Raw genomic sequence first — 15064 nt, 5'->3', positions numbered from 1 at the left:
GATCGAGATATCCCTAATCTCAAGCTTTTTTCAACGTCCAAGACAGCGTTTTTCGGGGAGCATCCATTAAAGCTTTAGTCAGCGCAGTGTTAGAGTTAAACTTGAGCTGCGATAGGTAAGAGGCATCGACCATAACTGTAAATTTTTCGCAGGAAAATGGCCAGGGCGTAACGCTTAAATCGCCAGAATCTAGCTCATAAATACTGTAGCGTCTGCCGTCGGGGCCTTGGGTAATCTCTAGCTGCCGACCGCCTACGGGTATCTGACGCTGGGACAAAATTAGCGACAGGCGATCGCACCAGCGCATAAAGGTATAGGCTTTTTCGGCGTCCTCCTGGGTAATGTCAAGTTCGGTCTGCCACTGGGCCTGGCGCTGGCGCTGTTCCTTTAAAAAACTGGCCATTTTGGAGTCATCTTCCCCCTTGCCCTGGTTTAAGAAGCACAGGTGCATCGAAATTAGCATCGCCACCCAACGGCCCTGATACAACGCTTCATCGGCGTGCTGGCTGAGTTGTTCGATGGGCGATTCTTTCTTTAAAGTAAAGTCTAGGGGCGCTCCGGCCTCGGTTAGCTGATCTCCCTCCCACTCTTTTTCGAGGTGATCGTGGTGGGTGATCGCCGCGATCGTTTCGTAGAGACGATAGGTTTGCTTGCTAAAGTCCCAATGTCCGGCAATTTGAGCCGCTAAGAGCGCATGGGCACGGTGATAAATAATTTCCCAGCCATCATCTTGAAGATTGACGATCATAAATGTAGGTTTCAAACAATCAAAGTAAGCAACGCTTTTGGCCTCTGGGTCACTGACCGCAAATTCCCTTAAGCCGCTGACTCTAGGGAACTCTAAACGCTTCGCCCCGGCCAAAACGTCAAACAGCCCAGGAAAAATTCTATCGAGAAATAAAAACCCATACAATCAGCATCCAGATAGAGATCATTACAGAGCGTCTCTATCTGGATGCTGGTTTGAGTTCCTGGGCTAGGGCCAGAAGCTAGCTGTTCGGCAGAACGGTGTCAGCAGCACCGTTGACTAGACCCCGAGCGTTTTCGGCGGCGTTGTCAGCGGCTTGCTGGGTCGATTGGCCAATGTTTTCGGCGGCCCGCTTGGCCGACTGGCCAACCTCTTCGGCCTGCTGCCCCAGAGATTTATTGCTGTTTTGCTCAATCCGCTGCTCCGCCTGGCGAATCATGCGATCGGCTTTAGCATCGGCGGCCCGGGTATCCATGTCGGTATCTTTGTGGGGATACATGCCCTCGCTCTTAGGCGAAACGGCAGTAGCCGAATTGTTATCGACCGGCACCGCCGCCTGGGTTGCACCACAGGCCGTTGTCGTTAGCACAACTAGGCCAGCCAGAAAAACCACCATCCACTGACGCCAGGCGCTGGGGTTGAAAATGCGTTTTAGGGTCTGCATAATAAAGCTCCATTGGGAATTTGCTCACAGTCTAAGAGGTTTAGAGTCAGGCGATATCTACCGCTAGGGCTGATTAAACCGCTGTTGAACGGGCAGATCTCTATCCCTAGACTCAACCTAAAACCTAGCCAGATCGCAGGCATCGCCGGATATGTCTTGGGGCGATCGCCACCTCTCTGCAAACGATGAAAAGGTTGCGATCGCCCCCGAGGCCGATCTCTACTGCCCGCCTAAGCCACCGACACCTGGCTGACATCGACCTCGCGGGTGCCGTCTAGATGATTGGCAATATCCACAATTCGATCTAAGACAGCGCTGTCTTCCACAGAGCCAGATAGACAAATGGCGCTGCCGTGCTGGGTCAGCGTTACGGTGTCAATGGCGGCCAGATCGGGCTGCTGATCCAGGGTCTCAGCCAGCCGATGCACAAGCCCAAAGGTGTCGTATTCCCCCTCTAGGCCCATGCACTCGGGTGGCGGTGGCGGTGTGTGCATACCCGCTTTTTCCCGCAGTTCGGCGTCGTAGGTGTTGGTGAGGCCGGGCGTCATTGGGCTGTGGGATGATGCCCCGTGGGTCGAACTATCATCACAGTGCTCAAGATCGATCTGATTATGCCAAGTCATGACTAAATATGGGTTTACTAAAGGATTTTTTGAGAAAAACGTGAGCCTAGATATTCTCTGTTGAAGGGTTGGAAAGGATCGGTCGATAGCTCAAACTGCGACCAATCCCGGTTCAAACAACGGCTTAACTCAGGAGACTTCTGAGAGGATGTTTGAAAAGTCCTATTTCTTGTAGCAAAAGTGGAGATCCCCCTAAATCCCCCTTAAAAAGGGGGACTTTTACCCCCCTTTTTAAGGGGGGCAGGGGGATCGGCAGGTGACTAAAACTACAGCAAATCACTTTTCAAACGCCCTCTGAAAAAGAGTTTCCCTAATGGTGGGCAGTGCCCACCCTACAGCGGCTATGGTCGCTGGATTGAAGCTGGTATCTTCTTTCCTGGAAATCTCCTCACTAATCCGATGCATCCCCTGGCCCGACAATGCCCACTTTGTGGCGAAAGGTCAGCTCGCCGCCAAACCAGCCGCTCACCATCAGCAGCACCGCCACCGTGCAAGACAATATCAGCCCCACCGGCACAATAGCGTCGGCCGGATTGCCCAGGCGCAGGCCAACGTTGACCATGCTGAGCACCAGGGCACCAATGTTCAGCACCATGTGGGCCCAACCAGCCCGACGCTTGCGCACCCGAGGAATTTTAGCGAAATCGACCATGCCCGTGACGCCAGCGGCGACCCCGGCCAACACCCCCGCCCCCAGCAGCCAAAGCCCGGCCCTGGCCCAGAAAAAATCTTGGGTGATTAAGTAGCCCAGGTCAGTGCCCGCCGCGCCGCTTAGGAACGCGATCGGAAAAATCACAATCACCGGATGGATAGGATGGCCAAAGATGGCCACCGAACTGGTAATGCCCGGCCCTCGGTACTCCGCTGCCCGACTGTCAATCAGTGGGGGCAGGTTAGGGTAGGGCACCGAATCAACCTGAGTTTGGCGATCTTGAGTATCCATGGCAGCAGTCTCCAAGCAATAGTTGTCAATCAATAGCGGTACATTCAGCAACAGGTCAGAGATTAAGATGCAGAAACTGACGTCCTAACTATCTGTTCCAACGACCGCTTTGAACCGGTCTTTTAGCCAGTTGCCCGCTTCTTTGAGGTTGTAGATCAGGGGCTCTTGCACGCTCAAAAACACCCGAGCACAGTTGCGCCCCGGCATCCCCGAGATCGAACCGCCGGGGTGGGTGCCCGCTCCGGTCAAAAACAGCCCCTCGATCGGGGTTTGGTAGTTAGCCAGCTCGGGCAAGGGGCGAAAGAACACCATTTGGTCGAGGGTCATATCGATGTGGTAATGGTTGCCCTTACGCACCCCCAGCCGCTGGGTTAGCTCAGCCGGGCTTTCTACCCGCCGAGCAATGATCGACTGTTTGAGATTGGGCGCATAGTCGGTCAGCTTGTCGAGCACGCGATCAGCCACTTTGTTTTTTCGCTCATCGGTCCAGCCGGTGCCGAGCAGGCCGGTGCCCTCGGCGTCTTTGATTTGGTAAGGGGCAAAGAACTCCACCCAGAGGGTGTGCTGGCCTGCCGGGGCCATCGACGGGTCGAGCACCGTCGGCACCACCGCATACAGCGAGGGATCTTGGTCAGGAATCAACCCCTGCAACGGCATCGCGTGGGCGGTTTCCACCTGATCCATCGAGTCGGCAATTAGAACTGAGCCGATCAGGTAGTCGTCTTGGTGGTCGTAGGCCTCAAAGCGGGGCATTTCAGATAGGGCGCAGTCGATTTTGAGAATGCCCTCGTTGTTGTTGACAATGCGGCGATCGAGCCGCTCGCCCAAACCGGGGGCAAAGGAGTCTGCATCGGCGGTGGGCACTAGGTCTTGAAAGACTCGCTGGGCATCAATGTTTGAAATCACCCCTTTCTTCGCCCGATATTCTTGCCCCCCAGCGACCCGTACCCCTTCCACGCGCCCCTCGCCATTGACCAAAAGTTGATCCACCGAGCGATCGCAGAGAATCGTGCCGCCGTTGTCTTGAACCATGCGCACCAGGGCATCGACTAGAGCCCCGGTACCGCCCCGAGGGCGGGCCATACCGGGGTTGTGGCGCAGTCCCATCATCATCGAACCGATGGCCAAGGTTTTCTCCGAGGGTGGCCCCCCCAATTCAGAGGCCAAACGGGCCAGGGGCGCCTTAACAACTTCAGCATCAAACCATTCGTTGAGCGTGTTTTCGGGGCTATTCAACATGGTTCGCACCAGATCGAGAGCCTTGTCAACGCCCCCAATCAGCGACAGCAAGTCTTGCATGTTGTGCAGCCCGTAATTGCCCAAAATATCGATGACAGATTTTGGCGGCGCATTAAACACAGGGGTGATGGCCTGGATGAGGGTATCCCAAAAGGCCATGTATTCTTTGTATTTAGCGGCATCACGCGCACTGTAGCGGGCAATTTCTGCACAGGTTTTATCGACCGAGCGATGGCCTAAAAAGGTTTTGCCGTCGGCCTGGGGGCAAAAGACAACCGGGTCACAAAACAGGTATTCCAGACCGTATCGCTCTAGCTCTAGCTCATCGACCACAGGGCCAAGATGAATAAATTCGTGGTCGATCGCGCAAAGATTGAAGCGAAAGCCAGGAGCCTCCTCTGGCAAGGCTTCTTCTGTTGTGGCAGCCCCACCGGGAATCGACTGTTTTTCTAGCAGCAAAACACTGTAGCCTGACTTTAATAGGTACCCAGCGCAAACCAACCCGTTGTGGCCTGCGCCAATAATGACTACATCAAATGTTTGCATAGGACAATCGCTCGCAATGATGTCCTGATAGTAGGCAATTCGCTTTTTTTAGCGAACTATCATAGGGAATAGATGTCAAAAATATTGGTTTTATTTTATATAGCGGCTAGCCGTTTATGTTCAATGTCGCCAAAAATTTGCCGGATCTATTAGTGGTAATTATAATAAATTATCTTCAAAATTTATGGTTTCAGGAATAGGCTTTTGGGAGAGGGTTTTTGGGGGCGATCGCCCCCAAATAACCACTAACAGTTCTTGCCTGTTTTGCTAATCTCGACGGGGAGAATTAGCGGTCGGCAGATCACTCGGCTCTGGATCAGAGCTACTGGATACATGATCTTCGGCTTCGGCAGATACGCCAGACCCACCAGAGGCATTGGGCCCCTCACCAGCGGCAGCGTTGCGGGCTTCTTGCTGCATCAGTTCTGGGTTTTGATGGATGGCGGCAGTTCTAGCGCCCGGATTGTCGGCAACTTCTTCTAGCAGTTTATTTTGATCATTTTCTTTGTCGTCAACGTTGGCCATCAGGCTGTTTTCTTCGCTTTCGCTATCGTTGGCCATTGGTTTTGTTCCTAGAGTGGGTAAATTATGCGAAGCCGTGACCATGATCAACCGAGCCGTGTTTAATTGGCCTAGCACTGGCTTACGTAAATTTTCTCGCTATCTACTCACACGGCGGCAAAGGGCTTGAGAACAACCTTGATGCAGTTGTCTTCTTTGTCGCGGAAGATTTTGTAGGCGCGAGGTGCCTCTTCGAGCGGTAGCCGGTGGGTAATCACAAAGGTAGGATCAATATCGCCCTTTTGCACCCGCTCTAGCAGCGGTTTTAAGTACTTATGAACATGGGTTTGGCCCGATCGCATCGTCAAGCCTTTGTTAACAAACGCCCCCATCGGCACTTTGTCGATGAATCCGCCGTAGACGCCAGGTACTGAGACCTTGCCCCCTTTGCGACAGGCGGCGATCGCCTGCCGCAGCACCTGAGGGCGATCGCTTTCTAGGCGCACCGCCTGCTTAACGGTGTCGTAGAGCCCCATGGGGCCAGGGCTATGGGCTTCCATACCAACGGCATCGATGCAGCTGTCAGGGCCTCGACCACCGGTCATTTCCTTCAGGGCTTCCCCAGGGTCAAGCTCTTCGTAGTTGAGAATTTCGGCTCCGCCCGCCTGGGCCAAGGCTAGCCGCTCAGGTACGCGGTCGATGGCAATCACCCGTTCAGCGCCGAGCATAAAGGCGCTGCGAATGGCAAACTGGCCTACCGGGCCACAGCCCCACACAGCCACTGTATCACCGGGTTGAATGTCGCAATTTTCAGCGGCCATATAACCGGTGGGGAAGATGTCGGTGAGAAACAGCACCTGCTCATCGCTAAGGCCATCGGGCACTTTGAGTGGGCCAACATCGGCAAAAGGCACTCGCACGTACTCGGCTTGGCCCCCGGCGTAGCCCCCCATCAGGTGAGAGTAGCCAAATAGACCCGATGGCGAATGGCCGTAGAATTTCTCCGCCATCCACCCGTTGGGGTTGGAGTTATCACACAGCGACCACAGATCGCGCTCGCAGAAAAAGCAGCCGCCGCAGGAAATGGTGAAGGGCACCACCACGCGATCGCCCTGCTTCAGGTTGCTCACCCCTGACCCCGTTTCGACCACTTCTCCCATGAACTCGTGGCCTAAAATATCTCCCGACTGCATGGTGGGGATAAAGCCGTCGTAGAGGTGCAGATCAGACCCGCAGATTGCCGTAGAGGTAACTTTAATAATGGCGTCGCGCGGGTTCAAAATTGTCGGGTCAGGCACAGTATCTACCCGAACATCGTGGGTGCCGTGCCAGCAAACTGCTTTCATCAAACTTCTCCTAAGGTAAATGCGTTCAGCGGATATTGGTCAACAGCCCGGCAGTGTCGCATTACCCATGGATTGGGGAATAGACAAGGATTTGAGGACTCGGTAGCTCAGCAAGATCTCAATGGTCGGTGTAGCGGTCTAGAGTAGGATTTCTTTCGGGTTGCACGGTACTACGAGGCGCATCGGTGGGCGACTCGTCTGAGGACAGCCCTGGCACCAGATTTTTGAGCCTGTCGCCAAGGCTGACCTCTGGCTCAGCCGGTGGCTGAACGGTTTTGCCCTGCCGATCAACAGCGGTTAGATCGACACCGCCTTGAAAGTTTTCGTTGCTGATCGGGTTGCGGGTCGGGCGCACAGGGCTGGGATCACCGGCTCCGGTTTGGGTGGCGTTGGCTGCCTGGGCGCTGGGTAGGTAAACACCCACTGATCCCACCCAGAGGGCGATCGCCAGAGCACCCAACGCCACCTGTCGCCCGAGTTGAACCTTCCCCGTCACGGTTTTCACGAAAGTGAGGAGAGAAGAAAGAGAACGGAACAAGGAATTCATGGCACTACGTCTTAAAAACATCGGTGAGTCATGCTCAGGCACCCTTGGGCTGACCTTCAGTGGTGGCGATTTCTCCTGTTTCCATCAGCTGTTTAAAGCGGCTGAGGTCATCGCCAATCTGCTGTTCGGGTGCTTCGCCAAAGAGCTTGGCGATCGCCGCCGCCATCGCCCCGCCCGGCAGTTCATACTCCATGACCACTTTGACTTCGGTACCGCGATCGCCGGTAGCGGGCTGAAACCGCACAAACCCGGAATGATCCACTTCGGCATCGTCGGCTGAGGTCCAGGCAATCAGGTGATCGGGCTGGTCGTTTACAATCACCGCATCCCATTCGACGCGCTGATCGAGAGGGGCGTTGACCACCCAGTGGGAACGGTTTTCGTCGATAACCTGCACAGACTTGAGGTGGCGCATAAAGCGGGGCAGGTTGTCGAACTGCCGCCAAAAGCTGTAGAGCTCTGAGGCCGGGCGGTTGATGGTGACGGTTTTTTCGACCAAAATGGCCTTTTCTCCGCCAACGGCCTCGCCGATTTGCTTGATTGTGCTTTTCTTCTGGGCACCCTGGTAAACCAGACCGCCGCCAGCAACCGCCGCTAAAATTCCCCGCAGCGATCGCTGCTGCAAGCCTCCCAATACCAGTGCGCCGCCGCTAATAATTGACGCCCACCGCTCTAGACGGCTGGCCTCCGTATCCGTCGATGTTTGCGTGCTGACAGAATCTTCCACACCGATACCCCTAGGCGAAAATATTGTTTTATAGTCTTTGTGCTAAACCCGTCCAAGGGAAGTCAAGGCCATAGCCTTAGTGCCCTTGGGCGGGCTAGCCCTAAATCTGTACATTTAGGCTTTTCTAAAACTCAGACGAGCGATCGGTGCTGAGCTCAGAGCCCGAACCATCGCGCAGAAAGGCAGGGGTTTTCTTGTCGAAGTAGTTGTCAATGAAGGTATTCACCGCAGATAGCACCAGGGGGCCTACCAAAAAGCCGATGATGCCGGTGATGTAGAAACCTGGCACCACCAACGAGGCCAGCCACAGGCAAAGGCCGTTTAGAACCAGCGAAAAGGCCCCAAAACTGATGGCGTTGATGGGCATGGTCAACGTTTGCAGCGCCGGTCGCAGGAAGGCATTGACCAAACCGACTGAAACAGCTGCGATCGCCGCCGCAGTCAGCGTATTGATAGTAACCCCAGGCACGATCAAATCAACTACTAGCAGGCTGAGGGCCGTTGCCAAGCCAGACAAAAGAACACTCCACATAGTCATCTCCTTAAAAAATATAGGCCTGCACGAAATTGTGTCGAGGCTAAACCAAAGCGAGTCATGCCACTCAAAAAGCCGGGCGAATAAACCAAGCAGTTTTCTGTGATATTAGGCTCGCGTCACTTATCCCCACGTTAAAAACCAATTCAAATATTGGTGTCTACTATTGGATAGATAAACCAAGAATATAAACAAATGTTTCACGTTTCCTGCGCCAAGCTTTTGTTTTGTAGCGACTAGGTGAGCATTTTCTGTTTAGAAAAAGCCAAACCCCTAGGAGACAACATCCAAAGGAAGGCGATCGGCAGGCTATGTCTTTAGAGAGACCCATCTTACTGCGCTTGAGAGATACCGAACTTTCTACTGTCATCTAGACTACGGATCTATACCGTTAGGGTGCGATCGCATCGCGCCCTACCTATTACCTCTAATTGGAGTAACTTTATGTCAATTTCACTAGAAATTGGAATGGTGGTTCTTGGGCTAGGAGCAGCTCTGCTCTTAATCCGTTCCCCTAAAGCCGCGCAGTCTGGGTTAGTGGCCCTGACTTGCCTAGCAATTCTGCTGGTTGGGTTCACCCAGCCCGCCCTGGCCGGTGCAGTCAACGGCGATGTGTTGACTAACGACCAGCAAAAACTCAACGAGACGCTTCAGTCGAACCCTGGCGACAGTCAATATCAAGGCATCGAATACGCCGATTCTAAGGGTACTCCCCTGGGCGATCAGGAAATTACCAACAAGGTTGAAAGCCAGGTTCCTGAAAATTTGAAAGTTAGCGTGTCTAACGGTTCGGTGCGTCTGTCGGGTAAAGTCAGCGATCGCGGCACCGCCCAGGCCATCATTGAAGAGGTTAAGTCCATCCCTGGGGTTCACGAAGTCGCCTACGATCTGGGCCTGAAGAACCTATCGCGCAAGTAATAGGCTGAGAACCCTGTATCCATTGTGATGATTAGAATCGGCGGCGTCCCGCCGATTTTTTTGTACTTAATATATTAATTCTGCAGAAGATAAAGGATAAAGAATCCAGGCTTTTAACTGACCACAAACCAAGTTAAAATAGCCTATAGTTCGCGGCTATTCTATCCACTAAAATTGTTTGAGACGCAAGCAATGGCTAATGAGATCGAGCCTCTTGACATCAGCTCTACCTTCGTCGTCATGAATGCTGAGGGAAGTGCTGTACCTGTTCCAGTAGGCGACAACTTCTACGAAGAACTTGATCGTAACTTCGGCGACTTCAAAGATAAACGTCTCGTCTCACACCACAGGTTTGACCAAGACTGGGACAGTTGGGAAATGCACCCTGCTGGAGAAGAGTTTGTCTGCCTGCTTTCGGGCCGGGTCGATTTTGTCCTGGAGCAGGACGGTGTTGAAAATGTAGCAGCCTTGACCATAGCCGGAGCCTATGTCATTGTCCCGCAAGGTGTGTGGCATACGGCCAAGGTTCATCAGCCCAGCTCTGTACTCTTTATTACTCCTGGAGAAGGGACCCAGCATCGAGCTGTTTAATCAGGCTAAATCATCGTCGAAGGCTTTAATTGGTGGGGAGTTCAATAGGCTGAACTTCCTATGTCAAATAAAGTTTTTTGAGAGCAGGCTTGGTGCTAGGCGGCGCGATCGCAGTTGACCAGCCACGGCGTGCCAAATTGATCGACCAGCATCCCGAACCGGGCTGCCCAAAATGTTTCTTGAATGGGCATCTTAACGGTGCCATTTTCGGCCAGAGCCTCGAAAATATGCTCGGCCTTCTCCACATCCTCAACGGCGATTAAGACTGAGGTGCCCTTGGCTTCTTCGAAGTACTCGGGTGTGCTGTCGGCTCCCATGAGCTCTTGATCGCCCAAGATAAGCTGCGCGTGCATAATTTTGCTGCGCCACTCATCAGACACCTGGTCGGCCATCGGCGATTCTCCATAGGTCATCTTGTCGCCAATTTTGCCGCCTAAAACCTGTGCGTAGAACGTAAATGCGGCCTCGCAATTACCATTGAAGTTGAGGTAAGAATACAGTTTCATCACGCCCTCCTAGGGCTAAAGAATAAAGGATCAATCGATCTGGATTCTGTGGTTGAGCTGTCGAAGATAAAGGGTTTAAAAGTCTGTTGAGGGGCGTATGCAACAATTGGGGGATCGCTAGTTTTGGCCGGTAGTCCCCCAATCTCTAGATGTGCCCCCTACTCAGGGACAGCGCCGGGGTCCATATACATCAGCTCCCAAATATGGCCGTCTAAATCTTGAAAACCGTGGGCATACATAAACCCGTAGTCTTGTGGGTCGTTGTAGGTCGCGCCGCCAGCATCGATCGCTTTGTGCACCAGCGCATCGACCTCTTCGCAGCTGTCGCAAGATAGGCACACCAGCACCTCGGTACTCTTGGTGGCGTCGCAGATGGGGTTGGGCGTAAAGGTTTTGAACTTTTCGTTGGTTAAAAGCATGACGAAGATGTCATCGCTGACAACCATGCAGGTGGCGGTTTCGTCGGTAAATTGCGGGTTAAAGGCAAAGCCGAGATGGGTAAAGAATTTGATCGACTGTTCGAGGTTTTGGGTAGGTAGATTAACAAAAATTTTGCGTCCCATGGTGGGGCTCCTTTGTGGTTTAGAGGACTTAAAATCGACGGTCTAGTACGCTGCGGCAGAAATGACCCTACGGTTCAGAATGCTGAAAATGCCTATACCCCAAGGATTTCTCACTTTGAATTTTGCATTTTGAACTCCGTATAGCGATACTAGGGTGTCATCGCCTGGCCTAAGAGGATGTTTGAAAAGTCCTCTTTCTTGTAGCAGAAGTGAGGATCCCTCTAAATCCCCCTTAAAAAGGGGGACTTTCAACCCCCCTTTTTAAGGGGGGCAGGGGGGATCAGCAGGTGACTAAAGCTACAGCAACTCACTTTTCAAACGCCCTCTAAGGCCCTAACTAATTCTTGAGGCCGCAGCTCAACAGCCTGGGTTGAAGGGTATCGAGCAGTGCTCATGCACAATTTGCCATTCGCCCTGCTGCTGCTGATAGCCACCGGTAACGCGCAACCACATCTGTGCCGCCGGATGATCGGCAGCAACGCCGGTATAGCGCAACAGCCAGTGGGCCAGGGCCAGATCGCCGCCAATGGTGATACTGAGATCCTGCATCTCGGTGCCCGACGAGTCTGGCATGTAGGGCAAACTGCTCTCCCACATTTGGCGAATAGCGGCGACACCCTTGAACTGGAGCGGCGGCTTAACGTCAAAGAGAACAGCCTCTGAGCCATAGTGGGCCATAATTTGCTCGACGTTTTTGGCGCAGATACCACTGGCCTGCTCGGTGATGAGCTGCCGAATTTGGGCTTCGTCGCGAGTAGTCGTAATCGTGCTAGTCATGGGCATATCTCCAGGTATCAATTGGGGGGCAGGGAATGATTTGCAACCAGAACCTCCCTGCTTTGTTAGTTAGTCGAAGGTTGGGCGGTGAGATCGACAGGTAGAGTCACCTTTTTGAGCAAAAAACCTCAAAGATCTGTCTCTACTGGCCAGATGGCAGGCCAGGCAGCTCTACTAAGGGACGAATTTCAACCGTGCCCTTGTGTACCGAGGGAATGCGACCGGCGATCGCGATCGCATCATCTAAATCTTCTGCCTCAATCAGAAAATAGCCGCCCAGCTGTTCTCGGGTTTCGGCAAAGGGGCCATCGGTCACCAGGCGCTTGCCGTCCCGCACCCGCACGCTGGTTGCCGTAGCCACCGATTGCAGGGGCGACGCTCCCAAATACTGGCCGCTGGCGTGCAGATCTTGAGTGAGTTTGACCGAATCTTGGTAGCAGCGCTCCTGCTCGCCCTCGCTCCAGGCGTTTTCGTCGCTGTAAATCAGCAGCATGTATTTCATGATTTAGCTCCTAAACATCATCCATAGGTCGGTCGCTGCGGCCAGCCAGCGGGAGAATCCTCAAAGTCTTGCTGCCGACCGTAGGGGGTGATATCGAGCAGGCTGTAGGCATTGGTCAGGTTTTCACAGCCTCGGGCATAGGTCGAGTAAGTGTGAAAGACCTCGTGTTCAATGCGAAAGAACACGCTCATACCGTGGCTTTCGCCCGTCATAAAGTGCTGTTCCTGCTTGTTGGCCAGCTCTTCCTGGTCGCGGTAGTTGTACTGCACTGGGGCCACTGACTCATCTAACGTGGCGTGAAAATCGTAGTTAAAGTCGCTGCCAAAGGAAGACACCCAGGGCAAAGTCCACTGGTGACGCGCCTTATAGGCATTGAGCTTGGCCAGCGGAGCACGGGATACGAGGGCCAGCGTGGTATCGCGATCGTAGAGCAGACTGATATCGCCGATGGCGTTGACCAGGCCGGTGCAGCCCGAGCAGCCGTTTTCCCACGCCGGGTCAAACATAAAGTGGTAGACCAGCAGTTGGCGGCGGCCCTCAAATAGATCGAGCAGAGTAGTTTCCCCATTGGGGCCGTCAAATCGGTAGGTTTTCTCTAGCTTGACCATGGGGAGGCGGCGACGCTGGGCATTGACGCGATCGCGCTGTTTAGTCAGGGCTTTTTCGTCCGCCAAAAGTGCTTTTCGCTCCGCTAGCCAGGTGTCAGCCGACACCACGGGCGGATGGGCAAGAGTGGTGGTCGTCATGGTGGTTTCTCCTTAGATTGTTTAATCGAGTTTTGTAGGGTGGGCATTGCCCACCAATCAGGAAGAAGTTTTCTAACAATTGCCTCAATGCAGCTCGGCCTGAACGGTTCTCTGGTTCACTTGGACGTTAATCTCCTCATCCGCTGGGCGAATCTCGAAGGGGCCGCTGCGCACCCCAGGATGGTGCGACATGAGCTGGATGGCGTGGTTGAGATCGCGGGCCTCCAGCATCAAGATGCCGCCGATTTGCTCCTTGGTTTCGGCAAAGGGGCCATCGGTAACCACGACGTTGCCATTTTGGTACCGCAGCGTCGCCGCATTGCAAACGCTTTGCAGCGCTTCGCCCCCGAGAAAGTGCCCGCCCCGGCGCAGTTCGTCGTCATAGGCAAAACAGTCAGCCATTAGATTCGCCTGTTCGACTTCCGAAAGCCCATTCCACTGCGTTTCGTCAAAATAGCCTAGACAGATAAATTTCATCATTGCCTCCAAAATTGGGTCTAACACCAAATCCTGTTTGCGTTTTGCAGGGGCGCATGGTGTGCGCTCTAGGAGTATCTGGTTTGCAGCAAGGTGATTGATTTTGGATTTGGTCTGAATTTGTCACCTTTGTGAATTAGTCGTTCGACCTAGCAGCAGATCGACAGCGGGGCAAAAGTATTTTCTAATTTTTTGAATGTCCCAAATGCAGGACCAGATACGGGGATACATCAAGCCTTCCAAGGTGCGCCTTAGGGCAAGTGGCCATTTGTCCCCACCCAAGTTCTCATTTGGCAAGGCCGTTTCTCAGACCAGTTCGCGCAGGCGGCTTTCGAGAAACCGACGCTCGGGTTCTTGCTTGACCAGTTCTAGCGCCCGCTGGTAAGACACTTTAGCACCGGCAGTTTTGCCCAGCTGTCGGCACAAATCGGCTCGCGCCGCGTGGGCCAGGTGGTAGTGAGCTAAATCGCCCTCGGCCAAAATTTCATCTAGCAGTTGCAGGCCCGCCTCGGGGCCATCGCGCATGGCCACAGCCACCGCTCGATTGAGCTGTACGACGGGGCTCGGCTCGATCTGGGCCAACAGGCTGTACAGACCGACAATTTGCGCCCAGTCGGTGGCGGCGGGGTCGGCGGCTTCGGCATGGACGGCGGCGATCGCCGCCTGAATTCCGTACGGCCCCACCTGCCCTGACGACAGGGCCTGCTGCACTAGCGATCGCCCCTCGGCAATCTGCCCCTGGTGCCACAGCGCCCGATCTTGGTCGGCCAACAGAATCAGATCGCCCGTGGCCGAGGTGCGGGCCTGGCGGCGCGACTCTTGCAGTAGCATCAATGCCAGCAGCCCCATCACCTCGGGGTCGGGCAGCAGCTCTAGCACCAGTCGCCCCAGGCGAATCGCCTCGCCCGAGAGGTCGGCCCGCGTCAGCGATGGCCCTGAAGAGGCCGCATACCCCTCGTTAAATACCAGATAGATCACCTGGAGAACAGCCTCTAGGCGATCGGGCAGATCTTCTATAGACGGCACCTGGTAGGGTATGCCCGCCGCGCGAATTTTGGCCTTAGCCCGCACAATGCGCTGGGCCAGGGTGGGTGGGGCCACCAAAAAGGCGCTGGCAATCTCTTCGGTTTTGAGGCCGCAGACCTCGCGCAGGGTCAAGGCCACCTGGGCCTCTTGGGGCAGAGCCGGGTGGCAGCAGGTGAAGATCAGCCGCAGGCGATCGTCTTCGACATCCTCATCGCTGGGCAGGTCGGGCTGGGCCTCAATCTGCTGGGCTAGCTCGGCCAGCGAGGCATCGAAGCGGGTGCGGCGGCGCAGGCGGTCGATCGCCCTAAACCGACCCACCGAAACCAGCCACGGTCTGGGCTTAGCGGGCATGCCCTGGTGCGGCCACTGCTCCATTGCTACGGCAAAAGCCTCGTGCAGCGCCTCTTCGGCCAGATCAAAGTCCCCCAGCAGGCGAATGAGTGTGGCAAAAACCCGCCGCGACTCAGCCCTGTAAATGGCATCTACCTGCCTCTGCATCTGGTGGGATTCGGTCATGGTTAGCGCTCCTGCCAGCAAAG

Annotated in this window: 19 protein-coding genes; 2 read left to right on the top strand and 17 right to left on the bottom strand. The window is 54.4% G+C overall.

Translation table 11 applies throughout. The features are described 5' to 3' along the window. Nucleotides 1-19: 19 nt before the first annotated feature. The 10 genes from VB780_RS09345 to VB780_RS09300 all read right to left on the bottom strand — a co-directional run bounded on the left by VB780_RS09345 (nt 20) and on the right by VB780_RS09300 (nt 8416). Nucleotides 20-748, bottom strand: a complete 729-nt coding sequence (locus VB780_RS09345; protein ID WP_323350870.1) for a DUF3891 family protein — start codon at nt 746-748, stop codon at nt 20-22. A gap of 241 nt (nt 749-989) precedes the next feature. Then, nucleotides 990-1412, bottom strand: a complete 423-nt coding sequence (locus VB780_RS09340; protein WP_323350869.1) for a hypothetical protein — start codon at nt 1410-1412, stop codon at nt 990-992. A 230-nt stretch (nt 1413-1642) separates the two neighbouring features. Further along, nucleotides 1643-2035, bottom strand: a complete 393-nt coding sequence (locus VB780_RS09335) for a hypothetical protein (RefSeq protein WP_323350868.1) — start codon at nt 2033-2035, stop codon at nt 1643-1645. A gap of 391 nt (nt 2036-2426) precedes the next feature. Beyond that, the gene (locus tag VB780_RS09330; protein WP_323350867.1) at nt 2427-2978 is read right to left on the bottom strand and encodes a DUF2231 domain-containing protein; all 552 of its coding nucleotides are present in this window, start codon (nt 2976-2978) and stop codon (nt 2427-2429) included. A gap of 84 nt (nt 2979-3062) precedes the next feature. Continuing rightward, complete coding sequence (gene crtO / locus VB780_RS09325) at nt 3063-4763, bottom strand: beta-carotene ketolase CrtO (RefSeq protein WP_323350866.1); 1701 nt, start codon at nt 4761-4763, stop codon at nt 3063-3065. A 267-nt stretch (nt 4764-5030) separates the two neighbouring features. Beyond that, nucleotides 5031-5324: a hypothetical protein gene (locus tag VB780_RS09320; RefSeq protein ID WP_323350865.1), complete on the bottom strand. Its 294-nt coding sequence runs from the start codon at nt 5322-5324 to the stop codon at nt 5031-5033. Between the two features lie 107 nt (nt 5325-5431). Beyond that, nucleotides 5432-6610, bottom strand: coding sequence for a zinc-dependent alcohol dehydrogenase (locus VB780_RS09315; RefSeq protein ID WP_323350864.1), 1179 nt, complete (start codon nt 6608-6610; stop codon nt 5432-5434). Nucleotides 6611-6728: 118 nt separating this feature from the next. Next, complete coding sequence (locus VB780_RS09310) at nt 6729-7106, bottom strand: hypothetical protein (RefSeq protein ID WP_323350863.1); 378 nt, start codon at nt 7104-7106, stop codon at nt 6729-6731. 85 nt (nt 7107-7191) lie between these two features. Further along, complete coding sequence (locus tag VB780_RS09305; protein WP_323350862.1) at nt 7192-7884, bottom strand: SRPBCC family protein; 693 nt, start codon at nt 7882-7884, stop codon at nt 7192-7194. 124 nt (nt 7885-8008) lie between these two features. Beyond that, nucleotides 8009-8416 (bottom strand): phage holin family protein, encoded by a 408-nt coding sequence (locus VB780_RS09300; RefSeq protein WP_323350861.1) that lies wholly within the window; start codon nt 8414-8416, stop codon nt 8009-8011. A gap of 447 nt (nt 8417-8863) precedes the next feature. On the opposite strand from VB780_RS09300, the gene VB780_RS09295 reads away from it, so the two are divergent. Further along, nucleotides 8864-9337: a BON domain-containing protein gene (locus VB780_RS09295; protein WP_323350860.1), complete on the top strand. Its 474-nt coding sequence runs from the start codon at nt 8864-8866 to the stop codon at nt 9335-9337. 192 nt (nt 9338-9529) lie between these two features. After that, nucleotides 9530-9928: a hypothetical protein gene (locus tag VB780_RS09290; protein WP_323350859.1), complete on the top strand. Its 399-nt coding sequence runs from the start codon at nt 9530-9532 to the stop codon at nt 9926-9928. Between the two features lie 95 nt (nt 9929-10023). Here the strand turns inward: VB780_RS09290 and VB780_RS09285 are convergent, their stop codons facing one another. The 7 genes from VB780_RS09285 to VB780_RS09255 all read right to left on the bottom strand — a co-directional run bounded on the left by VB780_RS09285 (nt 10024) and on the right by VB780_RS09255 (nt 15041). Next, nucleotides 10024-10434 (bottom strand): VOC family protein, encoded by a 411-nt coding sequence (locus VB780_RS09285; protein WP_323350858.1) that lies wholly within the window; start codon nt 10432-10434, stop codon nt 10024-10026. A 158-nt stretch (nt 10435-10592) separates the two neighbouring features. Further along, entirely contained in the window at nt 10593-10997 is a 405-nt protein-coding gene (locus tag VB780_RS09280) for a VOC family protein (protein ID WP_323350857.1), read from the bottom strand. A gap of 357 nt (nt 10998-11354) precedes the next feature. Next, on the bottom strand, nt 11355-11774 hold the full coding sequence (locus VB780_RS09275; protein ID WP_323350856.1) for a YybH family protein: 420 nt from the start codon (nt 11772-11774) through the stop codon (nt 11355-11357). A 142-nt stretch (nt 11775-11916) separates the two neighbouring features. Continuing rightward, complete coding sequence (locus VB780_RS09270) at nt 11917-12276, bottom strand: YciI family protein (protein ID WP_323350855.1); 360 nt, start codon at nt 12274-12276, stop codon at nt 11917-11919. Nucleotides 12277-12293: 17 nt separating this feature from the next. Further along, nucleotides 12294-13022 carry a DUF899 domain-containing protein gene (locus VB780_RS09265; protein ID WP_323350854.1) on the bottom strand — a complete coding sequence of 243 codons (729 nt, stop codon included), beginning with the start codon at nt 13020-13022 and terminating at the stop codon, nt 12294-12296. Nucleotides 13023-13106: 84 nt separating this feature from the next. Next, nucleotides 13107-13499 carry a YciI family protein gene (locus VB780_RS09260; protein WP_323350853.1) on the bottom strand — a complete coding sequence of 131 codons (393 nt, stop codon included), beginning with the start codon at nt 13497-13499 and terminating at the stop codon, nt 13107-13109. Nucleotides 13500-13805: 306 nt separating this feature from the next. Next, nucleotides 13806-15041, bottom strand: coding sequence for an RNA polymerase sigma factor (locus tag VB780_RS09255; protein ID WP_323350852.1), 1236 nt, complete (start codon nt 15039-15041; stop codon nt 13806-13808). Between the last annotated feature and the right edge of the window lie 23 nt (nt 15042-15064).

It is taken from the genome of Leptolyngbya sp. CCNP1308 (assembly GCF_034932455.1).
GTDB lineage: Bacteria > Cyanobacteriota > Cyanobacteriia > Phormidesmidales > Phormidesmidaceae > Nodosilinea.
This window is presented reverse-complemented; position numbering and strand designations above follow the sequence as displayed.